The sequence below is a fragment of the Dyadobacter sp. SRI_021 genome, assembly GCF_057586235.1.
This window is the reverse complement of the sequence record NZ_JBYCZM010000005.1, coordinates 105134-126837: the sequence shown is the minus strand read 5'-3', so window position 1 is coordinate 126837 and position 21704 is coordinate 105134. Positions and strand designations below refer to the sequence as shown.

The 21704-nt window shown below is 52.0% G+C and carries 20 protein-coding genes and 1 tRNA gene; 6 read left to right on the top strand and 15 right to left on the bottom strand.

Translation table 11 applies throughout. The features are described 5' to 3' along the window. Positions 1-31: 31 nt before the first annotated feature. The 3 genes from AC2YIT_RS16665 to AC2YIT_RS16655 form a co-directional block, all read right to left on the bottom strand. Positions 32-1036: a FecR family protein gene (locus AC2YIT_RS16665; protein WP_487279888.1), complete on the bottom strand. Its 1005-nt coding sequence runs from the start codon at positions 1034-1036 to the stop codon at positions 32-34. A gap of 46 nt (positions 1037-1082) precedes the next feature. Further along, positions 1083-1751: a sigma-70 family RNA polymerase sigma factor gene (locus tag AC2YIT_RS16660; RefSeq protein ID WP_430848798.1), complete on the bottom strand. Its 669-nt coding sequence runs from the start codon at positions 1749-1751 to the stop codon at positions 1083-1085. A 237-nt stretch (positions 1752-1988) separates the two neighbouring features. Then, positions 1989-2333 (bottom strand): carboxymuconolactone decarboxylase family protein, encoded by a 345-nt coding sequence (locus AC2YIT_RS16655; RefSeq protein ID WP_430848796.1) that lies wholly within the window; start codon positions 2331-2333, stop codon positions 1989-1991. A gap of 285 nt (positions 2334-2618) precedes the next feature. Here AC2YIT_RS16655 and AC2YIT_RS16650 point away from each other — a divergent pair, with 285 nt between their 5' ends. Both AC2YIT_RS16650 and AC2YIT_RS16645 read left to right on the top strand, forming a co-directional pair. Beyond that, on the top strand, positions 2619-3641 hold the full coding sequence (locus AC2YIT_RS16650) for a hypothetical protein (RefSeq protein WP_487279887.1): 1023 nt from the start codon (positions 2619-2621) through the stop codon (positions 3639-3641). A gap of 194 nt (positions 3642-3835) precedes the next feature. After that, positions 3836-6028, top strand: a complete 2193-nt coding sequence (locus AC2YIT_RS16645; protein ID WP_487279886.1) for a catalase — start codon at positions 3836-3838, stop codon at positions 6026-6028. A 57-nt stretch (positions 6029-6085) separates the two neighbouring features. Here AC2YIT_RS16645 and AC2YIT_RS16640 read toward each other — a convergent pair whose 3' ends face one another. From AC2YIT_RS16640 to AC2YIT_RS16620, 5 genes are all read right to left on the bottom strand, one after another. Beyond that, entirely contained in the window at positions 6086-6601 is a 516-nt protein-coding gene (locus AC2YIT_RS16640; protein ID WP_487279885.1) for an ankyrin repeat domain-containing protein, read from the bottom strand. Continuing rightward, complete coding sequence (locus AC2YIT_RS16635) at positions 6570-7367, bottom strand: SDR family NAD(P)-dependent oxidoreductase (protein ID WP_430848789.1); 798 nt, start codon at positions 7365-7367, stop codon at positions 6570-6572. Before AC2YIT_RS16635 ends, AC2YIT_RS16640 begins: the two co-directional genes overlap by 32 nt. Before the next feature lie 76 nt (positions 7368-7443). After that, the gene (locus AC2YIT_RS16630) at positions 7444-8445 is read right to left on the bottom strand and encodes a glycosyltransferase family 9 protein (protein ID WP_487279884.1); all 1002 of its coding nucleotides are present in this window, start codon (positions 8443-8445) and stop codon (positions 7444-7446) included. Continuing rightward, positions 8442-9425 (bottom strand): glycosyltransferase family 2 protein, encoded by a 984-nt coding sequence (locus tag AC2YIT_RS16625; protein WP_430848785.1) that lies wholly within the window; start codon positions 9423-9425, stop codon positions 8442-8444. The genes AC2YIT_RS16630 and AC2YIT_RS16625 overlap by 4 nt, the downstream gene beginning before the upstream one ends. Continuing rightward, the gene (locus tag AC2YIT_RS16620; protein ID WP_430848783.1) at positions 9422-11140 is read right to left on the bottom strand and encodes a carbamoyltransferase family protein; all 1719 of its coding nucleotides are present in this window, start codon (positions 11138-11140) and stop codon (positions 9422-9424) included. Before AC2YIT_RS16620 ends, AC2YIT_RS16625 begins: the two co-directional genes overlap by 4 nt. 136 nt (positions 11141-11276) lie before the next feature. Between AC2YIT_RS16620 and AC2YIT_RS16615 the strand changes: the two genes are divergently transcribed. Genes AC2YIT_RS16615 through AC2YIT_RS16600 form a run of 4 tightly spaced genes read left to right on the top strand, consistent with a single transcriptional unit; the run spans position 11277 to position 15332 of the window. Further along, positions 11277-12371: a glycosyltransferase family 4 protein gene (locus AC2YIT_RS16615; protein WP_487279883.1), complete on the top strand. Its 1095-nt coding sequence runs from the start codon at positions 11277-11279 to the stop codon at positions 12369-12371. Next, positions 12343-13674 carry a glycosyltransferase family 4 protein gene (locus AC2YIT_RS16610; RefSeq protein ID WP_487279882.1) on the top strand — a complete coding sequence of 444 codons (1332 nt, stop codon included), beginning with the start codon at positions 12343-12345 and terminating at the stop codon, positions 13672-13674. Before AC2YIT_RS16615 ends, AC2YIT_RS16610 begins: the two co-directional genes overlap by 29 nt. Further along, the gene (locus AC2YIT_RS16605; RefSeq protein WP_487279881.1) at positions 13658-14236 is read left to right on the top strand and encodes a D-glycero-alpha-D-manno-heptose-1,7-bisphosphate 7-phosphatase; all 579 of its coding nucleotides are present in this window, start codon (positions 13658-13660) and stop codon (positions 14234-14236) included. Before AC2YIT_RS16610 ends, AC2YIT_RS16605 begins: the two co-directional genes overlap by 17 nt. Beyond that, entirely contained in the window at positions 14223-15332 is a 1110-nt protein-coding gene (locus AC2YIT_RS16600; RefSeq protein ID WP_487279880.1) for a glycosyltransferase family 9 protein, read from the top strand. The genes AC2YIT_RS16605 and AC2YIT_RS16600 overlap by 14 nt, the downstream gene beginning before the upstream one ends. Here the strand turns inward: AC2YIT_RS16600 and AC2YIT_RS16595 are convergent. The 7 genes from AC2YIT_RS16595 to AC2YIT_RS16565 all read right to left on the bottom strand — a co-directional run bounded on the left by AC2YIT_RS16595 (position 15283) and on the right by AC2YIT_RS16565 (position 21592). Next, complete coding sequence (locus AC2YIT_RS16595) at positions 15283-16791, bottom strand: MFS transporter (protein WP_430848773.1); 1509 nt, start codon at positions 16789-16791, stop codon at positions 15283-15285. The two genes, AC2YIT_RS16600 and AC2YIT_RS16595, sit on opposite strands and share 50 nt — an antisense overlap. A 111-nt stretch (positions 16792-16902) precedes the next feature. After that, positions 16903-17367, bottom strand: coding sequence for an SRPBCC family protein (locus AC2YIT_RS16590; protein ID WP_487279879.1), 465 nt, complete (start codon positions 17365-17367; stop codon positions 16903-16905). A gap of 135 nt (positions 17368-17502) precedes the next feature. Beyond that, the gene (locus AC2YIT_RS16585; protein ID WP_487279878.1) at positions 17503-18375 is read right to left on the bottom strand and encodes a DUF808 domain-containing protein; all 873 of its coding nucleotides are present in this window, start codon (positions 18373-18375) and stop codon (positions 17503-17505) included. Positions 18376-18853: 478 nt separating this feature from the next. Continuing rightward, positions 18854-18940, bottom strand: a tRNA-Ser gene (locus AC2YIT_RS16580). Positions 18941-18993: 53 nt separating this feature from the next. Further along, complete coding sequence (locus AC2YIT_RS16575) at positions 18994-20067, bottom strand: asparaginase (protein ID WP_430848767.1); 1074 nt, start codon at positions 20065-20067, stop codon at positions 18994-18996. Then, positions 20067-20834, bottom strand: a complete 768-nt coding sequence (locus AC2YIT_RS16570; RefSeq protein ID WP_487279877.1) for a TatD family hydrolase — start codon at positions 20832-20834, stop codon at positions 20067-20069. The genes AC2YIT_RS16575 and AC2YIT_RS16570 overlap by 1 nt, the downstream gene beginning before the upstream one ends. 134 nt (positions 20835-20968) lie before the next feature. Continuing rightward, positions 20969-21592, bottom strand: a complete 624-nt coding sequence (locus tag AC2YIT_RS16565) for a polysaccharide deacetylase family protein (RefSeq protein WP_487279876.1) — start codon at positions 21590-21592, stop codon at positions 20969-20971. Between the last annotated feature and the right edge of the window lie 112 nt (positions 21593-21704).

Here is a 21704-nt window from a genome sequence, read left to right as displayed (position 1 = left end):
GTGTAGTAGTCAGGGGTTTAGATTAATGACATTAATAGTCGAGCGTAATGACTTTTCCATCCTCCGAGCGGGAATAGGATAATCCGGAATCGTCGGCCAGTATTTCGAAGAGCTCTTCGGCATTCAGTGCGGTGAAAGAGCCGGAGACTGTCTGGGCGGCGAGCGTGGAGTCAGGAATGTGGATTTTCAGACCGAAATTGTCTTCAAACAGATCGCATATGTCACGCAGGCTCTCATTTTCAAACACAAAGCGATGGGCTTTCCAGGCCGAGTAGTTGGCCGGGTTGGTTGTTTTCTTCACGGATGCCTGCCCAGGCGCGTCGAAAGTGACAAGGTCACCGGGCCTCATTACGATCTGATCGGTTTCCGAGCCTTTCAGGTAATGCAGTTTTACCTTTCCTTTGTTCAGCACCACGCGCGAGCGCCTCGGCCGCGCATATACATTGAACTCGGTGCCCAGCACTTCCACATCAAAATTCTTTTCCGTGTGTACGATGAATTTTTGATGGTTCTCCGTGTGCGTAATGGCGAAATCCGCTTCCCCGGTCATGTATACGTCCCGGGTCGTCTTCCCAAAACCGAACCGCGGAACCCGGAGCGTGGAGTTGGCGTTGAGTACCACCTTGCTGCCGTCGGGCAATACCAGCCGCTCGATCTGACCGAAACCGGTGGTGTAAATTTCATAACGCACGTGGTCACGCGCGAACCAGCCACCCGCAAGGAGCAGCAACGTCACCGCCGCTGCGATAAGCCATGATTTTCGTTGCGCCGGTAACCTTTGTAACGGTTGTGCCGCGGCTGGCCCGGCAATGGTTTCCTCAGTCTGCTCGTCTATCCGCGAGAAATGGCGGATAATCGCACCATCGACGTCGGCATTGTACTGGATGTTCTGATTTTCCCATTCCACCAACCAGATGAACAATTGTTCCCTGGCCTGCGGATCGGCGCTCCAACGGTCGATCAGGTTCTTTTCAAATGCCGTCGCATTTCCCGAAAAGTAATTGAAAATCAGTTCTTTGCTTATTGGATCTTTCATGGTTAATTTTTGCGATAATGTGTTCCGATGCCCCGGGAGGCAAGGATTAATTGAATAGGGCGAGCAGCGCGAATAGCCATTTGGCTTTAATAATCCTCCTCAGTTCCTGCATTGCCGTGTACATCTGCGACTCCACAGTCCGGTACGATACGCCCAGCTCCGCCGCGATCTCACTGTATTTTTTGCCCTCATACCGGTGCATGAGATATACCCGGCGCTGCTTTTGCGGAAGCGCGTTGATGGCGTTCTGCACGTCGTTGTACAGATCTTCATATTGGGTGATATGGTCGGGCTGCTGTTCCGGCTGAAGCGTCACATATTCGGCATGTTCCAGCGAGGTATTCCGCTTCATTTCGAGGCGGGTGTAGTCAAAGGCGCTGTACCGCACGGCGGAAAACAGGTAGTTGCGGAAAGATGTTTCCACGGTTGCGAAAACCTTGTCCCTGTGGAATTTGTAGAAAACTTCGGAAACAATATCCTCGGCTATTTCTTTCGACGAGACATACCGCACCACATGGCTGCACAACGGCCGGTAATACCAGCGGAAAAGCAGCTCGATACCCGTATTGGTGTCCGATTCAAATGCCTTTTTCAGCAGCATTTCCGACTCACCAGGAAACTTCGGCCGGCGCGAAAGCCTGTCCGGACCCTGGCCGGGAGGTGCGGGCTGAGCGGGACCATCCTCTTGATGATCAGACAATTCCAAACTATCCATGATTAGCGGTTAAAAGTGCCGACATCAGGCCGGTTCTGGCGGCCTGTTATAGTAATGTCGATCTCACCGCCCGAAACACTTAGAAGAAAAGTAGATTTTTTATTAAATAACTTACAAATGTATAAACATTTAAACAAAGTTTACTTCCAAAGACGCCCAGCTAGGGCATTCGGAGCAAATGCCGATTAATCCTGGTCAGGAAATTAAGTAGTAAGTAAAAGCGGCAGACGCTACCCCTTAAGATTCCTTCCGGCTGATTTCTTCAAAAAGGCGCATGGCAAATAATCCATTTCCGACTGCGCCTCCAGCGCGTAAAGCCGCAGCGATGAAGACGGTTTCCGCAATTTCCTCCCGGTTCGCTCCGGCTTTAATTGCGTTTTCGATGTGCGACTCAATGCAAAAAGAGCACTGGGTTGTCAGCGCAACGGCGATCGACATCAACTCGCGGTACTTGACAGGGATTACGCCGTCTGCACGTTCGGCGGTGTATTTCAAGTTCAGGAATGCCGCCGCCTCCTTTTTAGCGGCATCAATCAGAGTTTGGGTGTAGGCTCTGTCGCCGGGGTTCTGGTATTGATCCATTGGGTTAAGGTGTTGATTGTTAATATCCAGGTGATGTTTGGTTACAATGCCATTAATTTATAAATTTCGTGGATAGCACCTAATTAGTTTGTATTGCTGAATGAGCTTTGATGACAGTTCAACAGTATTCTTCTCAAACTAAGACCACAAAGACCACTCACACTAAGATTCGGAACGAGCATCGGGCCGTGAACACCCATTTCGATCTCCTATTCATAAAATATACAGCAAAGGGACCATTAAGTCCCTGGAAAACCGTGACATATATAGATCAAAGTTTTAGCTATGAGTAAAAAGGTTGATGTCAGCATCGCATTTTATGGTAAACCTTACCAGGCAATTGTTACCATAAAGACATTGATGAAACATAGTGGTGCCCACATTGATAAAATCTATTTTTCAAGGGAAAGAAAGCAGCCTCACAATGATTACATCGGAATTTTCAAAGTCGTTGACTATTTCAGAAATGATCCTGATGTGCAATTGATCGTTCAATATCCCTACCATCATTTGGGATTGGGCGTGATGGATATCGAGCGGGCAAAAGTCGACAAACGTTGGCGGCAGAGCATTATGTACCAATATGCTTTGGAAACCACGGATAAGAAATATCTGTGCATCATGCACAACGACATGCTTTATTCCGGGGATATGATCGGCGACATGCTCAAAGAATTCGAGGCGGGCGGATCCAATTTAGCCGGTGTCGGCTCAATCGGGCAATGCTGGTCTTGCCCCGCCGGTCCCGCGTGGGGAAATAAATGCAATTCGAATATCTACCAGCAGTATGTTCCGTCTGTTGAGGAAGCCCTGGAAATAACGGCAGCCTATGCTACTCCGAGGCAGAAACTTCAGATGGAGGTTATAGAACGGGGGAGGGTTCATATTCTACCGGAATGCCGGTTGAATGAGTATTGCGCGCTGATCGACGTGGACAAGTATCGGCTGGAGACCGTTCCGAACGGGAACATCGGCTGCTATGGAGGGAACTGGGGCGGCGTCGACACCGCCACGGTCTGGTCTCACGACATGTATAAAAAAGGATATGTTTTTAAACATTTGTGTCTGGAGGATTATGCGTTGCATGCGCCATTCGATAAAACCGGAAGCGGCACCCAGGCGAATACCAGCCGGGATATTTACGAGAATGCCGAGCGAAATGCCAAAGCGTACATCGAACAGCATTTTGGAGCGATCAGGCAGACGCCTTATGTTGGTTTAGCGAATTTGTTTGATTCCGTAAAAAGGAACGCGTGGCTGGCGATCATACACACCTATGGTTTTTTTAAACGTGTATTAGGCAAGTAGTAGGCTGCTGTCGCCGCGCAACGGCCGTCTCCGTTGTAAATGAATTTCCACACATTGTCATTCCTGTTGTGCTGCCGCCCCTTCAAACCGGGTTCTGTCCATTGGAACAGGAATTGCTTTCAGCCCACCATTTCGCACCCGGTAAGCTTCTTATTCGGGTGTTTTGTGAACTGTAACATTCAAAAGGGGGCATCATGGCAAAAAGAAAAGCACAGCAGGACCCGGCAGTCGACCAGCCGGAAAACGACAAGATCAGGGATCTTGAGCAATTCATGGAAGATTCGTCGGGAGCACTGATGAATACGAATACCGGCGTGAAGATCAACGACGATCAGAACTCGCTGAAAGCGGGTGAGCGCGGTGCTTCGCTGCTGGAAGACTTTATTCTCCGCGAAAAAATCACTCATTTCGATCACGAGCGCATTCCCGAACGCGTGGTTCATGCCCGGGGATCGGGCGCGCATGGAGTTTTCAAACTCTACGAACCGCTAGGCGAATACACTAAGGCGCAATTTCTCAACGATACAGCCATTGAAACGCCCGTTTTCGTCCGTTTTTCTACCGTGGCAGGCTCGCGCGGTTCCACCGATCTGGCGCGGGACGTGCGCGGGTTCGCGGTGAAATTCTACACGCAGGAAGGCAATTTCGACCTGGTAGGCAACAATATGCCGGTCTTCTTCATCCAGGATGCGATGAAATTTCCCGACCTGGTTCATGCCGTGAAGCCCGAACCCGATAACGAAATACCACAAGCTGCATCGGCGCATGATACGTTTTGGGATTTTATTTCCGTTATGCCCGAATCCACACATATGATCATGTGGCTCATGAGCGACCGGGCGATCCCACGCAGCTACCGCATGATGGAGGGCTTCGGGGTGCACACGTTCAGGCTGGTGAATGCGGAGGGTAAGAGCAGTTTCGTGAAATTTCACTGGAAACCGCTGCTCGGCGTGCATTCGGTAGCCTGGGACGAAGCTCAAAACATTTCGGGTAAGGATCCGGATTTTCACCGCCGGGATCTATGGGATGCCATCGAAAGCGGTAATTTCCCCGAATGGGAGCTGGGTTTGCAGATTGTGCCGGAAGAAGACGAGTTTAAATTCGATTTCGATTTGCTCGATCCAACCAAAATTATCCCCGAAGAGCTCGTGCCGGTGCGCAGGGTAGGCAAGTTGACGCTGAACCGTAACCCGGAGAACTTTTTTGCAGAAACCGAGCAAGCGGCTTTCCATATCGGGCATGTTGTTCCGGGCATCGACTTCACCAACGACCCGCTCTTGCAGGGGCGACTTTTTTCTTACACCGATACGCAACTGATCCGTTTGGGCGGCCCTAACTTCCAGGAAATCCCGATTAACCGCCCGATCGTGCCTGTGCACAACAACCAACGCGACGGCTTTATGCGGCAGACGATCAACCGCGGCAAGGTAAGTTATGGTCCCAACTCGATCGGGGATAATTTCCCGGTGCAGGCCAAAATTTCCGAAGGCGGGTTCGCTTCGTATCCCGAGCGCATCGACGCACGCAAGGTGCGGGCGCGAAGCAAGAGTTTTCTGGACCATTTCAGCCAGGCGAAACTGTTTTTCAACAGCCAGTCCGAACCGGAGAAAAACCATATGATCGATGCATTCAGTTTCGAGCTGGGTAAGGTGCAATCCAATGCGGTGCGGCAACGGATGCTCGGGATATTGTCGACGGTGGACAAAAGGCTGGCTAGCGAAGTAGCCTTCGCGCTCCGCCTGGCCGTGCCGGAAAATCCCGAGCAACCCATGAACAGAAGCGTTCCGGCCGACGCTGATCCCGCCGACTACGAACCCGTGGTGAAAGAGCCATCCGTGGCGGTGTCGCCTGCACTGAGTATGACAACGAGTCCGAAGAACAGTATTAAAACGCGCAAAATCGCATTTCTCGCGGCTGATGGTGTCGACGGGAAGTCTTTAAACACCGTTAAAACCGCGCTGGAAAAAGCCGGCGCTATCGTGGAAGTGATTGCACCACGGCAGAATTTCATCCTTTCTGAAACGGAGGAGGAAATACCTGTAAATCACAGTTTGCTCACCGCGGCTTCGGTATTTTACGATGGGGTGTATGTACCGGGTGGTACCAACAGCGTCGCTACCATTGCGGCAGACGCGGATGCTGTGCATTTCCTGAATGAGGCATTCAAACATTGTAAGGCGATTGCGGCGGACTCCTCTGCGATGCCGGTGATCGAATCCACTTATTTCGCAAAGCAAATCCCGGCCGAATATACCGACGAGTCGGTGCTGCTGGACGGGATAGTGATTGGAGATAAGCCTTCAAAGCTCGCTGATTGGTTTATTTTGGCGCTGGCGCAGCACCGCTTCTGGAAACGCGAGAAACCAAGAAGAATTCCTGCTTGATAAGGATCGGAACCAAGATGTACTTAAAAAGCGGCTGCACATTACGCAGCCGCTTTTTTATGCTTCCTGACCCAGCAAAAGAGCCGCTTCCTGATTGCCCTGCTGAATGGCGATGTCGTAGGCCGTTAGTCCCCGTGAATCCGGAATAAGCGGGTCGGCACCGCTTTCGAGCAACAGGCGCATCACCTCGTTTCGCCCGAAAAGCACCGCAAACATCAGCGCTGTACCACCATTGCCATGTTGCCTGTCGAGGTCGGCGCCGTGCATGAGCAACAAGCGGGCAATATCGGGATAGCCTTTGAATGCAACGCCCATCAAGGCTGTGTTTCCGCCGAAGTCGGCCGCATTGACATCCGCGCCGTGGCGCAGCAGCAACGCGGCCGCGTCGTAACGATTGTTATAACAGGCGATAATGAGCGGCGTATAGCCTTTTTCGTCCTGGACATTTACATCCGCCCCGCGGTCGATCAGTTCCGTCAGCACGGCCGTCTCTCCCAGACGCGCCGCGTGCAATGTGATTCCGGTTATGTTCTCCACGCGGTTAGGGCTGCTCCACCGGTTTTTGTTGCTCATTCATCTGATGCGCGACCACGCTGTCGGGCGTGAGATTGCTCATAGCGATCTGCATTTTGTTTTTCAGACCGGAGACTACTTTGTCCTTGCCTTCCATCAATGCCTCGTAACCATCCCGGGCCACTTCAGCGGGATCGGCCAGATTATCCTCGTCCTGAACGGCCTTGCTGTCCTGCATATCGGCTTTGTTGAAGAAGTCGGTGTCGGTAACGCCGGGCATAAGCGCCGTGAGCGTGACACCGGTATCTTTCACTTCTTCCCGGACAGCCTCGGTGAACGAAAGTACAAATGCCTTCGTGGCATGGTAAACTGCCTGCCATGGTCCCGGTAGTTTGCTGGCAATGGACGCGAGGTTCAAAATTTTGCCCGACTTTCGGGCTGTCATATCTGTTAAAAAGCACTTGGTGAGTACTACCAGTGAGGAGATGTTCAGGTCGATGATCCCCAATTCCCGGTCGATGTCAGTTTTATCAAATTTACCATAAACACCCTGGCCTGCGTTGTTGACCAGCACCTCTATCTCAATGCCGCGCTGTTTGATATCGGCATAGAGCCCGAAGGCCTGTTCCCGGTCAAAGAGATCTTTGGGAATAGGCAGCACCTCTACACCGAAAGCCCGTAACTGCGAGCTGGTTTCATCCAGTTCGGCAATATCCCGGGCCGTTATGACAAGATTGTAGCCGTCGCGGGCGAAGAGTTTGGCAAGTTCAAGTCCTATACCACTCGTTGCCCCGGTAATCAGGGCATATTTTCCATTGTTTTCCATAATGTCGTGTATTTGAATGAAAGGCTGTTTCCAGGTAAAAACCATGCCCGAAGGTTGGAAGGGAGATCGGGCTGTCTTAGCCTGCGTAAACATGGCGTTCTTCCAGCAGCATCAGCATCGAGTTCAATACCACATCGAAATTCTGGCAGGCATTCCAGTTGATGGTCTTGTGTAAAGCTTTGTTCAACGGTCCCCAGCGTTCGGGTTCACCATCCATGCTGATCACGATACTCGGCGTACCGGTTGCCGCAGCGATATGCGATACGCCGGTGCAGTTGCTGATCAGCAATGCCGATTCCCGGATCAGCTGCCCGATTTCGCCGGGACCTGTCCGACCCGTAAGATCGAGTGCCGGATAGTCCATCGCCTCGATGACCTGCCGGGTGATATCGGCTTCACCGGCCGTACCGGTAACCACTACCTGGTAGTTCATCCCTGCGCATTCGTCGGCCAGGCAGGCGAAATGCGATGGCGGCCACTGGCGCCACGCACCACGCGAGCCTGGATGTACACACACATAATGCCCTTCTTCGAGCATCGGATTCTGGGCATGAAAACGGGCCGCTTCTGTCTCCGTAACCGGATATTCGAGATAGGTGCCGATCGCCGGAATACCGAGGTGCTTCATCAGCCGCAAATGCCGCTCGATTTCCGAAATGCCGGTGGGATATTCAAGAAATCGGTCAGGGTCACGATAATTCCCTTCGCTATGGAACCCTGCCACCGGACCGACCCGCAGGTTTTCTAGCATCTGGTTAACGATGCTGCCGTTGCCCTGCATTTGCAGGATCAAATCAAAGGGGTTCCCGCGCATGATGTGCCCGAACTGCTCCCATTTGTCGGGGTCGAATGGCTGTTCCGGAAGTCCCTCGTAACCCGGAAAATGGATAAAACCATCCAGGTAGGCCGAAAAGCGTTCGCAGAAAGACTTGGCCCAGGGCAGTCCGAGCAACGTAATTTCGGCTTCGGGATAGGCGTGGCGCAATGCCCGCAGCGCAGGTACGGAACATAACATGTCGCCGAGTTGCAATGCTCTGAAAACGGCAATGCGGTGAGTGGTTTGGGGTGGAAATGTCATAGGAAAAAGACTTTGTATCGCAGTGCCCCGCGAATGGTCCAGTAAACAGACAGGTAAGGAATGGCCATGGAGGTAACCATCATTTCCACACGGTGCGAAAACGAAGGATCGGTTCCATTGAGACGTTTGGCAACAAAATACAGCAGTGCTCCGGCCCAGACCAGTAGCGCCAATCCGCCCACAGCCGGTGAGTCCAGCGCAAAACCAAGCACGGCAACAATGCTAGCCAGGATGATCACATAGTAGTTCCACACCGGGCCGCTGGCAATTCTGCTCCGGTACAGCTCCGGGTGTTTTTTGAAAAGCAATGCATTGAACATGCTTTTACGCTGCTCGGCAATGCTTACTCCCCAGGAAGTCTTCCGGACCGGGTGGCAAACCACGGCGTCGGACACATGGAAGATCGGGACCTGGGCGGTCAGGAGCTTGAACTGTAAATCGGAATCCTCCCGCCAGGCCGTGGGAAATGCCTCGTCGAAACCGCCTGTCAGTTCAAGAGCGCCTCTGCTGCAAGCGCAGTTGGCCGTAATGAACTCCGCAGTGGATAAGTAAGCAACATTTTTCTCGTAATCGGTCGGACAATCGCGCACGGGCACCGTCACGCGGCCGGTGAAGGCAACGTACCGCTGGTCGTGGAAGCGATAGGCACGCCAGTAGGCTACAAGCCAGTCGTTGTCGGGGATGCAATCGTCATCGGTGAAAACGACGAGGTCCCCCGCCGTTCTGCGCCAACCGTAGTTTCGCGCGGCCGCCGGGCCGCTTCGGGCGGATAAACTGTGAAATGTAATGCAGAAGTCGGGGTATTCGCTGGCAAAAGATTGCACCACGGCTTCTGTCTGCGGATCCGGGCCGTCGGAGACAACCACTACTTCAAAAAAACATCCGGGATAATCCTGCCGGCATAGCGCCGTCAGGCATCTATATAAAAGTTCAGGGCGTTTGAATGTCGGTATGACCACGCTCATGCTGGCTGTTATCATTGTTTTTCGAGAATAAATGAGTTGATGATCAAGGCGTCAAATGGCGATGTCCAGAAACACTCGATGGCGTCCCTGGGTGAGCACACGATCGGCTCACCGCGCGTGTTGAATGAGGTGTTCACCAGCACCGGAACGCCGGTGAGTGCCTTGAATTCGTTGATCAGGTCGTAATAGAGCGGATGCTGGTCGCGGTTGATGGTCTGCACGCGGGCGGTGCCATCGGTATGGCGCACTGCCGGGATGCGGTCGGCCTTGTCGTCTTTTACCGGGTAAACAAAAAGCATGAATGGCGATACTCCGGCATCTTCAAACCACTCGGGGGCATCTTCTTCGAGCACGACGGGTGCTACCGGTCTGAAATCCTCCCGGTCTTTGATATCATTGAGCCGCGCCTGCATATCGGGATGGATCGGCGAGGCGAGGATGGAGCGCGCACCGAGCGACCGCGGCCCGAATTCCATCCGCCCCTGGTACCAGGCAATGATCTTGTCCTCGGCCAGGATCGCCGCCGTTTCCTTCGCGACGTTCGTCAGCCGTTTGTAAGGCATTTTGGCCCAAAGCATAAATTTCTCGATTTCCTCATCAGAATAGTCGGGGCCCCAGTACACATGTTCCATCGGTGCGGTGTAGCGCGGCCCTTCTTCGCGGGTGTTTAGGCGCACGTCCAACCATTGAGCTGCTCCCAATGCGGTACCGGCGTCCCCGGCGGCGGGTTGTACCCATACATTCTGAAACGGCCCTCGGTCACGGATCACCGCATTCATGACGCAGTTCAGCGCGACGCCCCCCGCCATGCAGAGGTTTTGGGCACCGGTTTGCTCGTAAAGCCATTGCGCCAGCTTTAAAACCGTTTCCTCCAATGCTTTTTGCAGCGAGTGCGCAATATCATAGTGCAGTTGCCCGAAAGGGTCATCTTTTCGGCGCCCTGGTCCCCACCATTGCTCAGGATCAAAATCGTCGATGGTGTATTGACCGTTGTCTCCTACGTGGATCACCGACCGAAAATCTTCCAGGTACACCGGCCGCCCATAGGAAGCCAGTGCCATGACCTTGTACTCGTCAGATGAATGCAGAAAGCCCAGGTAAGTGGTTATTTTTTCATACAACATCCCCAGCGAATGCGGCATATCCACCGAATCGATCTGGACCAGCGAGTTGTCCTTGCCGATAAAATAGCCCGTGGTTGCCTGTTCGCCCCGGCCATCGAGCGTGAGCACGGCGGCTTCATTGAAGGGCGAAGGGAAAAATGCGCTGGCTGCATGGGCCACGTGGTGGTTGACATACTCCCATTTACCGGCAATGTCGCCGCCGTTGGCCAGCCGTTTCTGCAAATGGTGGGGATAGCCGTCGCGCAGTTGCTCCGGCGCTTTGCGGATGTAGTTGAGGAAAAGCGTGTCCCAATCCTGATACACATCCGGCGCAGCCAACACATCGGCGCCGTCGTCGAATGCGCTTTTATAGACCGATGATTCGGTAATGCTTTCCGGATCAAATGAATAGGCGATGCGGTCCACGTCCTGTAAGGTAATGCCCGCGGTTTTCAGGCAGTAGTCGATGGCGTGGAAGGGCAGTTCCCAGGTGGAGAATGGTACCGGGCGTTTGCCATGTTTGATATGGGTAAAACGCTCTTCTTCTGCGGCAGCGATGATCTTTCCGTCTTTCACCAGCGCGGCGGCGGTATCATGAAACGCTGCATTAATTCCAAGAATATACATAGGCAGGTCTTTGGTTTGTGAATGTTGGCCGCTGGGCACAACTACCATGCCAGTTCAAACTGTGGATATTCTTCCATGTCGCGAATTACCGGGGCCCCTTCCTATACGTTGCGTTTGGAAGCGTTTTGCACGGTTTATGCGCTTCCCGGTCGCCAAAGGCCTGAGGGACAAAACAGCGCTTGTACGCAATGGCATCGTTTTTGACAAGGCGCGGCCTGTTTCACATCAACGATTACATATGGACGGGAGCAACATCAGCCGGTTAAGGATTTTTACCTGGCACATTCATGGGAGTTATCTTTATTATCTTTCAAAGGGCAATTACGACATTTTTATCCCCGTCAACGGCACCCGGAGCGAGGGCTATTACGGGCGTGGAGAGACATTTCCTTTCGGCCCCAATGTGATCGAAGTGGACGCTGCCGACGTGCGTAATATGGAATTCGACTGTATCCTGTTCCAGTCGGAACGGAATTACCTGATTGACCAGCACGATATTCTGGCCGACTGGCAAAAGCAGCTTCCGCGCGTCTACGTGGAACACAATACGCCTGTGCAGCACCCTACCAACACCCGGCACGTAATGACGGACCCGGCCGTGAAAATGGTGCATGTGACCCATTTCAATAAACTTATGTGGGACAATGGCAGCTCGCGCAACGTGTGCGTCATCGAGCATGGCGTATGCATTCCGGCAGTTTCCTACCGTGGCGATATTCCGCGCGGCATTGTGGTGATCAATCACATCGAGCAGCGCGGACGGATCACTGGCTGGGATGTCTTCGAGGAAGTCCGGAAGCAGGTGCCGTTAGACTTGATCGGCATGGGGACCAGCGGCTCGGGCGGGCTGGGGGAGGTGCTCAATCCGCAGTTACCGGAGTTTATCAGTCATTACCGCTTTTTCTTCAACCCGATTCGGTACACCAGCTTTGGCCTCGCCGTTTGCGAAGCCATGATGACCGGAATGCCCGTGGTCGCGCTGGCTACGACCGAGTATGTGACCGTGATCAAAGACCGCGAATGCGGACTGATCGACACGAATATCGACCGCCTTATCGAAGGAATGAACCGCCTCATTGCCGACCCGGTCTGGGCGCGGCAGCTTGGCGAACGGGCCCGAGAAGTGGCCAGCAATAAATTCAGCATTACCCGGTTCGTGACGGATTGGGAAAGCACTTTCAGACAAACTATCCAACACAATTATGAAAAGGGAAATAGCATTTATCAGTGAGCATGCCTCCCCATTGGCCGTATTAGGGGGAGTTGATAGTGGCGGACAAAATGTGTATGTAGCCGAACTCTGTAAATCGCTCGCGAAGTTGGGTTATGTGATCGACATTTTTACGAGAAAGGACAGCGCCGGGCTTCCCGAGATCGTTCAATGGCTGCCGGGTATCCGCGTAATACATATCGAGGCCGGGCCGGCTACGGATGTACCGAAAGAGCGCTTGCTGGGTTTTATGGATGAATTCGGCAAGAACATGATCAGCTTCATCAAGCGATTTCATATGGATTATGAATTGATACATGCCAATTTCTTTATGTCAGGACTGGTGGCATCGTTCGTGAAGCGGCGGCTGGGCATTCCCTATGTGATTACGTTTCACGCATTGGGGAAAATCCGGAAGCTGCATCAGAAAGAGCAGGACGCCTTCCCCGAGGAGCGCCTGGGAATCGAACAGATGATCGTCGACGATGCCGATTATATCATTGCGGAATGCCCGCAGGATAAGCAGGACCTCGTAGAGCACTACCAGGCCGACCCGTCGAATATTTCCATTATACCCTGTGGGTTCAGCAGCGACGAGTTTCATCCGGTAGCCAAGTCGATAGCACGCCGGCAATTGGGTTTGGAAAAGGACGAACTGGTATTGCTGCAACTGGGCAGGGTGGTGCCCCGCAAAGGGATCGATAATGTGATCCGCTCGCTACGTTACCTACGCGACATTCCCAAACTGCGATTGCTCGTTGTCGGAGGAGCTGCGGACGTCCCCGATTTTGAAAAGGATCAGGAGTTTATCCGCCTTCGTGACATTGCCCGGGCTGAGGGCGTTTTGGCACAGGTCGAATTTACCGGTCGCCGAAACCGGCAGCAGCTCAAACAATACTACCAGGCGGCAGATTTCTTTATTTCCACGCCCTGGTACGAGCCCTTTGGCATTACCCCGCTGGAAGCGATGGCATGCGGTACGCCGGTTATAGGCTCCGCAGTAGGAGGGATCAAATACACAGTTAAAGACGGTGAAACAGGCTTTTTGGTGCCGCCGCATGATCCTGAGGCATTGGCACTGGCTGTTCGGGAGGGTATTTCGTGTCCCGACAAATACCGGGCATTGTGCCGCAATGCGCTCAAACGCGTACATGCGTATTTTACCTGGGAGCATGTGGCGCGGAAAGCCGACGATCTCTATCATCGCATCAACCGGCGTACCGTGTCGCGGCCAGCCGCTTCCCTGCTTTACATGCGTAACGCCGGCGTTATGCGGCACGCCGACTACCGCAATAGTATAAGAGCCTATGCAGTACCACGTTAACAAGGCGGTTTTTCTGGATAAAGACGGCACGCTGATCCGGGACGAACCCTATAATGTCGATCCCGCCAAGGTTGTTTTTGAGGATGAAGTATTCGAAGGCCTGCGGACTTTGCAGGCCGACGGATACCGCCTCGTGGTGGTATCGAACCAGCCCGGCCTTGCGATGGGTCTATTCTCAAAAATAGAGCTGGATGTGCTGATACGGTATTTCGAAGATGTTTTCGTAGAGAATGGCCTGGTGCTTTCCGGGTTCTACTACTGCCCGCATTTGCCTGCTTCTGCTGAAAATGCATGCGAATGCCGGAAGCCCGAGCCGGGCTTGCTGATTCAGGCAGCCTCCGACCTGCATATCGACCTTGCACATTCCTGGATGATCGGAGATATTCTTAATGATGTGGAAGCGGGTAACCGGGCAGGTTGTCGCACAGTCCTGATCGACAATGGAAACGAGACGGAATGGTTGGAAGGCCCGTACCGGGTTCCGCATTATACCACGCGGCATTTCAAGGATGCCGCCGACTACATTACCAGCCAAACTGTTGCCGAAAATGAACGAACATAAGCCATTGCGACATATACTTTGCATCCGCGCCGATAATATGGGCGACGTTATCATGTCGTCGCCGGCCATGCGCGCACTAAAAGAGACCTTCGGAAGCCAAGTTACCTTACTCACTTCCCGGGCGGGGGCATTAGTAGTCCCTTATCTTGATTGCGTGGACGGGCTGATTACAGCCGATTTGCCCTGGGCCGGGCATGCCATAGCGACAGATTACGACCTTCCCGCATTGGCGAATGAAATCGCTTCGATGCATTTCGACGCAGCCGTCATTTTTACTGTATACAGCCAAAGCGCGCTTCCGGGCGCCATGCTCGCGTACATGGCGGGCATTCCCATGCGCATTGCATACGCGAGGGAAAATCCTTATGCATTGCTCACTACCTGGCTTCCCGACGGTGAACCTTACGAGCGGATCAGCCATCAGGTCGAGCGCGACCTGCATCTGGTTCGCAGCATTGGTGCCGACGTTACTGATGACCGGCTTTTTTTGACCCGGCATACGCATATGCTGGCCGGATTGAAGGATAAACTGTCTTCTATTCCGATTCGTCAAAATGTGCCTTATCTGGTGCTGCATCCCGGTGTTTCGGAGGAGAAACGGAAATATCCGGCAGAACTATGGGTTGAAACCGGCAGGCTTTTGAAAGCGAAGTTTGGTTTACCACTGCTGATATCAGGATCGGCATCGGAGAAAACGCTCGCGGATTCTATCGCCGCAGACATTGGCAATGGTGCCCATTCGGTTGCCGGCGCACTATCGTTGGGTGAGTTCATTGCGTTGATTGCCAACGCGACTTGCGTAATCTCCGTAAATACTTCCACAATACATATTGCGGCTGCCGTGCAAACGCCGGTGGTTGTTTTATATGCTCAAACCAATCCGCAGCATACGCCCTGGAAAAGTCCTCACGAAGTGTTGCCCTTTTCTGTTCCAGCTCACTTGCAAAGCCGTAATGCCGTTATCCGGCACGTTGCCGGGCACTTGTATCGCGAAATAACTCCTTATCCGGACCCGTCTGACGTAATAGGGGCGGTGGAGCGGCTGCTTAGTTCAAAGGCGGCGCATCCGGTCCTGATTGAACAGGCGCGTTACTGACACGCTTGCCTTTAAACAATGCATTCAATGACGATTGCCAGTTGAGGAGCACGTCAATGACAAAGAAATCTCGCAAGTTGCTGCGAATACTTGTCCGCAGAATGCGCTTGACAATGCTTTTATGTACCTCACCTTCCTCCCGCACGCGCGGCAGCAGCTGGATAGCCAGCACCGTAAGCACCGCCCCGATCAGGAAAAGGAAATTCCATTCGTGCAAGAGCAATAACCGGAAGCTTTTTTGGAGGGTAGGGCCCGTCCATTCGGCCATAATGCGCAATTGCCGCAACGTAAAGTAATCGGCCAGGAAACCGCCGATCATGGGCGCCAGGGATGAAAAGACGGAGGTAATGATGTTTTTGACTGAAAGGTAAATGATGGCTTCTTTTGATGGCGCCAGTTTAAGCCCGATGTTGGTCAATGCGAGGTTGATGCCCGCATTACTCGCCCCGCTCAGTATATGAATAAGCGCGAGCAGGACCATGTTTGAAATGAGGTTGTAGTAAATTCCTACAAAACACCACGCGATCACGCACAGCAGGTACAGCGGCGCACAAATGGCGATAATCGTCTTGTTGCTGTAACGATCGGCGAACACCCCCCATAACCCGATCGTGAGAATGCTGCTCAGTTGGCTGAGGATCGTCAATGGAACGATGTAGAGCAGCGTGAGTCCGAGGGTCTTCAGCATAAATACCGTAAAGAACGGCGTTGCGATATTCACCGCGAAGAGCCAGGCCGAATTAAACACCAGCAGTTTTCGGAAATTGAGGTCTTTCAGCGGGCGCACAAACATTCTGAGAATATTGTCGCGGTCCAGAATCGACATAGGTTCCGGGACCGTGGAGAGTAGCCACGCTCCGGAGAGGCCGATGATCCCAGCCAGCGCGAACATGATCGAATAGGTGGTAAGTTCAAACTGGGGATAGTTTTTACGGATATTATCAACCGCAATCGCCAGTATAATGCTCAGGATCACGTTCAGTATCTGGGCATACCGGCCACGTTTCGAAAAATAAACGCCCAGCATTTCGCCGGGGACGAGATCTTTCATCCAGGCATTCCAGCTTGGCCCTGCAATGGAGCCGAACAGGTAAAAGAAGAAGAGAAAAAACAGCAGCAGATTCACCGGGGCTTCCTTTCCAAACACAAACGGCAACAAACCGATCAGCAAGAGCGGTACCCGTGCCAATATGGAGCAGATCACCGACACCGCGCGCCGGTTGTTGTACTTGCGAATCAGCCAGATGGATGTGAGCTGAAATACATTGGTGAATGTCGGCAACGAGGCCAGTAACCCGATCTGAAAGTTGTTGGCGCCGAGCAGCAATGCGAATGCAACCAGAAAGGTTCCACCGGTGAGGGTGGTCATGGCCTCGGTAGTCAGGCCTTCTTTCAGAATGGTATTCAATCCGCTGTGGACCTCCTGTTCGGAGAGTCGTTCCTTGGGTCTGAAAATCATAGGCGTGAATGGATTCGACTCAGTACTAACCCCGCGTTAGGGGTTTAAATCGGGCAAACCCGTAAATAAGCGTGCCACATTGACCGCAGGCAGGTTAATACCTGGCGGCGATCAAGGCATACCAGCCGGCGCCTGCGATTCGGCCAGTTTTTTGATCATTTCGAGTGCGTTCACCCAGCAGTCCGACACTTCGTTATAGAAATCGTCTTCCACAGTTACCTCAACATGCATCCTGACCGATCCGTTTTCGGGCGTCAGAAGATACTGTTCAAAGAACTCCCGGCTCTCCACTGCAGCGTCACTTGTATAATCCTCTTTACCGTTGGTGATGATACCGACGTTCTGCATGCGTATTTTTTCAAAAGGCCGGACCTCTCTGATCCCGGTGATCAAACCGGTTTGAGAACCATCGACGAAAATTGCCTTACTTCCTTCCTGCCAGTCGGTGTGCGGGATGCTCCTCTTGCCCAAAGCGGTAAGCCAAATGCTATTGTATTGCACGTCAGTGATAACCCGCCAGATTCTCTCGGCGGGTGCCTGTATGGAAATTGACTTTTGAACGAGCTTGCGTGCCATAGGGATTAGTACGAAGTCCTACATTGCAGGAGAATTCAGGCGTCACAGCCATTCCCCATTGATAGGGCGGTATTGTCTTTTGTACCGTTAGTCAATGTGAGAAACCGGTGTAATGGATGCATTACGTAGCCCTTCCTACTTATTGAACGTTTTGACAATTCGTTTAAAGAAGCTTACAACTATGGCCACCAGTAGACCAGCTATTATTCCAAGCACGAATTCTTTGATGATGTCCGGAAGACCTGGATAAACGTCGTGTAAGAATTGAATGTTATGCGCAAATATACCGCCTGCAACCAATAAAAGTGCCAAAGTCCCTACCACGCCCAGGACACGGATGATAACCGGTAACCCCAAAACAAGCGAATTCCCAACCTTTGCAAGCGGTCCGGAGTTATTTGTTCTGCGAATGAGGCTATACCCTAAGTCATCCATCCTGACAATCAATGCTACAATCCCATACACCCCGACAGTGGCAATCAAAGCGACCGCAGAAACGGTGATGATTTGTATCATCGATTGTTGGGTTGCAACAGCACCCAGCGCGATGATTACAATTTCAACGGAAAGGATAAAGTCTGTTGTAATGGCTGATTTGACTTTGGCCCCCTCCTGTTCCGCTGCGGGTATTTGCGGCTTTTCCTGCATTGCTGCCACGGGTGTACCGTGTTTGGGTTTAATGAAAAATTCTATGATTTTTTCGACCCCTTCGTAAGCCAGGTAACATCCTCCTAAAATAAGTATGTAGGTGATGGCTACCGGAGCGAACGCGTTGAGCAGGAGCGCGATCGGGACGATAATTAGTTTGTTTATCAATGACCCTTTGGTAATCGCCCAAAGGATTGGGAGCTCTCTTTCTGCCAGAAATCCAGTTGCCTTTTCTGCATTAACCGCCAGGTCATCCCCTAAAATTCCGGCTGTCTTGCGTGTAGCCATTTTGGTAGCCAACGCGACATCGTCCATAAGTGCGGCTATATCGTCGAGTATTGCGAAAAATCCTGATGCCATTTAAAACAGTTTACTGTCCCAACCTCTCGTAGGTAGGGTAAAGTAAATAACCAAGAATCGTTCCAACAAACTTTTAACAAGTTTGTATTCTTCCTATAACGTGTGGTTTCCCCTCTTGCGGCATTGCGTCAAGGTTACATCCCAACCCGGCTACCAGCCCGGTAACCATCTCGGGGAAGCGAGAGGATATTTGAAAATATTCGATAGTTGCGGGCGGCAGGTAATGCAAATGAGATTCAATGCTGAGAAAGCGACTATTCCGATCAGTGTCCTGCCAGCGGGGCCTACGTTCTTGTATCTGATAGCGGTTTGAATTCCAAATTTGTGAGGAATTAGAAGTGGATGATTCAATGCTGCCAAACAGTAGCCATTAACTTCATTGCTCGGTTTCTTTGGAAGTTTCAGATGATCGCCTTCTGTCCCGCTAATTGTCCCGAAAACGAAAAACGCCCCTGCTGTTACCAGCAGAGGCATTTTGCAGAGAGGAAGAGATTCGAACTCTCGATGCAGTTACCCACATACTACCTTTCCAGGGTAGCCCCTTCAACCACTCGGGCACCTCTCTATCGGGGTGCAAATATAAGTAAGAGATTCTTGTTTCCAAACCCTGCGCCCAAATCAAATACTCATTTCTCCGCGCAATGGTTTGCCGAGCAGGTCGATGCACGCGCCGCCGGGACGTTCGCAGGCGAAAACGTACATCATTTTGGTGATGGCGGCTTCTGCGGTAATGTCTGAGCCGCTGATGACGCCGATCTGTTGCAGGAACTTGCTGGTTTGGTACTGGCCTTGCGCTACGCGGCCGCCGTCGCATTGGGAGACGTTGAAGATCACGATGTCGCGCTCAATGGCGTTGCTGATCGCATTCAGGAACCAGGGCTCAGTGGTGGCGTTGCCGGCGCCGTAGGTTTCGAGCACAATACCGCGCAGGCCATCGATGTTCAGGATCGATTCCACGACCCGCTGGCTGATGCCCGGGAACATCTTCAGGAAGGCCACATTACTGTCGAAGCTTTTGTGGACTTTTAGTTTCAAGCCAGGTTTGTAAGGCTTAATGTACGGCAGGTTGTATTCGATATTTACGCCTGCATTCGCGAGTGCGGGGTAATTTTCGGAATGAAATGCATTGAAATCCGAGCTTTCCTTCTTTTTGGAACGGTTACCGCGGAGCAGGTTGGAATTAAAATAAATGCAAACCTCTGTGATGATCGGATGCCCTTCTGCATTCTTGGCCGCAGCGAGTTCCAACGCGGTAATCACGTTCTCGCGCGCGTCCGAGCGGGCCACGCCTATGGGCAGCTGCGCGCCCGTGAGGATCACGGGTTTGTTGAGGTTTTCGAGCAGGTAACTCAACGCGGACGCCGTGTAAGCCATCGTATCAGTGCCGTGCAGGATCACAAAGCTGTCGAACTGCTCGTAATGCTCCTCAATAATGGTCGCCAGTTCGATCCAGATCGACGGATGCATGTTCGATGAATCAATCGGCTCGGAAAGCGAGAGGAAGGTAATGTCGAAATCGAGCCGACTGATTTCCGGCACTTTCTCGATGATCTGCTGGAAGTTGAATGGCACGAGCTGCTTGCCTTTCGTTTCGTACACCATCCCGAGTGTGCCTCCTGTATAAATTACAAGGACGGAACCGGTGGTAGGTTCGGGAGAAATGGGGTTGATGTGTATTTTGGTATAACTCATTAGGATAGTTTGTTGAGCATGCTTTTCGCGTTCGCGGTAGTGGCGGCGATCACGTCGGCTTTGGTCATTTCTTTCAAATCGGCTACGCGTTGGGCTACGAGGTCGATATAGGCGACTTCGTTGCGTTTGCCGCGGTAGGGGACGGGCGCAAGGTAGGGCGCGTCGGTTTCGAGTACTAAATGTTCGATGCCGACATGTGGGATCACTTTATCCAAACCTCCATTCTTAAATGTAGCCACGCCTCCGATACCAAGCTTGAAACCGAGTTCAATGGCTTTCCGCGCTTCTTCCAGCGTGCCGGTGAAGCAATGGAAAATGCCGGTCAATGCAGGATCGGCGAAATCTTCGATGAGTTTTACTGTTTCCCAAAACGCGCTCCGGCTATGAATGTCGATCCAGAGGTTGTGCCTGCGAGCGAGGCCGCATTGGTATAAAAATGCTTTTTCCTGCTGTTCTTTAAACGTAACGTCCCAGAAAAGGTCCATCCCGATCTCCCCGATGGCGATAAACTCATATTTGCCCAGCCATTCCTCCATGATCTGCAATTCTTTTTCAAAACCTGCCTTCACATAAGTTGGGTGCAGTCCGATCATCGGGAGGCATTTGCCGGGGTATTTTTCGGCGAGTTCGAGCATGCCGTCGATGGTCTCGTGGTCGCAGTTGGGCATCCATATCTGCTCGATACCGGCATTCCAGGCACGGTCGAGCATTGCAGTGCGGTCTTCGGCGTAATCGCCGCTGTATATGTGGGCGTGCGAATCTATCATTTTGGGGCTGTAAGCGATTTTATGCTTTAAGCTATAAGCCGTAAGCTTTAAGCTTTTTGGAGTTAAGTTATTTAAATAGTTGGGCAGAACATGAAATGCCTAAGGCTTACAGCTTAAAGCGTACAGCTTAAAGCCTACTGCATTTTCAACGCTTCAAACCTGTACCCTCGTTCCGTAAAAGTTTCCAGATACCTCGGTAATGCATAAAGCATATTCTTTGATGCCTTAATGCTATCGTGAAATAGCACGATAGAGCCGGGGCGGGTGTGTTGGATGGATTTTTTTAGACAAATTTCAGGGCTGATTTCGGCTGAAAAGTCGCCACTAAGGACGTCCCACATGATGATTTGCTTGTCGCGCAAAACCATTCTCGACTGGCTCTTCTTAATGCGGCCATAAGGCGGGCGGAACAGTCTGGTTTCGAGGTTCAGCTGCTCAGTGCATTGCCGGATATTTTCGAGGTAAATTGCGTCTTCGGTTTTCCAACCGTTCATATGGTTGAATGTGTGGTTACCGATCGAATGCCCGCCATTTCTGACCATTTCGTACACGTCGGGGTGTTTGAGCACATTGTTGCCAATGCTGAAAAACGTGGCTTTTGCATTGAATCTGTCCAGCAGTTCCAGCACATTTTCGGTAATGTCAGGAATAGGCCCGTCGTCGAACGTCAGGAAAATGCTTTTCTCTTGCGTAGGAATATGCCAGGTAAAACCGGGGAAAAATGCTTTCAGCCAGAATGGAGAATGATGCAGGAACATGCTGTCGATGAAATTTGCACTTCAAATATAAAGGGATATAAAACAAGAAGCTGCCGGTTGGGGCAGCTTTCTTGCAATAACAATATATAGAGGCTGGCTTAAATCTTGTGTC

Bases quoted from the DNA above. Each gene is read 5' to 3' on its own strand.
- AC2YIT_RS16665 (WP_487279888.1), bottom strand. From the start codon at position 1,036: ATGAAAGATCCAATAAGCAAAGAACTGATTTTCAATTACTTTTCGGGA.
- AC2YIT_RS16660 (WP_430848798.1), bottom strand. From the start codon at position 1,751: ATGGATAGTTTGGAATTGTCTGATCATCAAGAGGATGGTCCCGCTCAG.
- AC2YIT_RS16655 (WP_430848796.1), bottom strand. From the start codon at position 2,333: ATGGATCAATACCAGAACCCCGGCGACAGAGCCTACACCCAAACTCTG.
- AC2YIT_RS16650 (WP_487279887.1), top strand. From the start codon at position 2,619: ATGAGTAAAAAGGTTGATGTCAGCATCGCATTTTATGGTAAACCTTAC.
- AC2YIT_RS16645 (WP_487279886.1), top strand. From the start codon at position 3,836: ATGGCAAAAAGAAAAGCACAGCAGGACCCGGCAGTCGACCAGCCGGAA.
- AC2YIT_RS16640 (WP_487279885.1), bottom strand. From the start codon at position 6,601: ATGAGCAACAAAAACCGGTGGAGCAGCCCTAACCGCGTGGAGAACATA.
- AC2YIT_RS16635 (WP_430848789.1), bottom strand. From the start codon at position 7,367: ATGGAAAACAATGGAAAATATGCCCTGATTACCGGGGCAACGAGTGGT.
- AC2YIT_RS16630 (WP_487279884.1), bottom strand. From the start codon at position 8,445: ATGACATTTCCACCCCAAACCACTCACCGCATTGCCGTTTTCAGAGCA.
- AC2YIT_RS16625 (WP_430848785.1), bottom strand. From the start codon at position 9,425: ATGATAACAGCCAGCATGAGCGTGGTCATACCGACATTCAAACGCCCT.
- AC2YIT_RS16620 (WP_430848783.1), bottom strand. From the start codon at position 11,140: ATGTATATTCTTGGAATTAATGCAGCGTTTCATGATACCGCCGCCGCG.
- AC2YIT_RS16615 (WP_487279883.1), top strand. From the start codon at position 11,277: ATGCGCTTCCCGGTCGCCAAAGGCCTGAGGGACAAAACAGCGCTTGTA.
- AC2YIT_RS16610 (WP_487279882.1), top strand. From the start codon at position 12,343: ATGAAAAGGGAAATAGCATTTATCAGTGAGCATGCCTCCCCATTGGCC.
- AC2YIT_RS16605 (WP_487279881.1), top strand. From the start codon at position 13,658: ATGCAGTACCACGTTAACAAGGCGGTTTTTCTGGATAAAGACGGCACG.
- AC2YIT_RS16600 (WP_487279880.1), top strand. From the start codon at position 14,223: ATGAACGAACATAAGCCATTGCGACATATACTTTGCATCCGCGCCGAT.
- AC2YIT_RS16595 (WP_430848773.1), bottom strand. From the start codon at position 16,791: ATGATTTTCAGACCCAAGGAACGACTCTCCGAACAGGAGGTCCACAGC.
- AC2YIT_RS16590 (WP_487279879.1), bottom strand. From the start codon at position 17,367: ATGGCACGCAAGCTCGTTCAAAAGTCAATTTCCATACAGGCACCCGCC.
- AC2YIT_RS16585 (WP_487279878.1), bottom strand. From the start codon at position 18,375: ATGGCATCAGGATTTTTCGCAATACTCGACGATATAGCCGCACTTATG.
- AC2YIT_RS16575 (WP_430848767.1), bottom strand. From the start codon at position 20,067: ATGAGTTATACCAAAATACACATCAACCCCATTTCTCCCGAACCTACC.
- AC2YIT_RS16570 (WP_487279877.1), bottom strand. From the start codon at position 20,834: ATGATAGATTCGCACGCCCACATATACAGCGGCGATTACGCCGAAGAC.
- AC2YIT_RS16565 (WP_487279876.1), bottom strand. From the start codon at position 21,592: ATGTTCCTGCATCATTCTCCATTCTGGCTGAAAGCATTTTTCCCCGGT.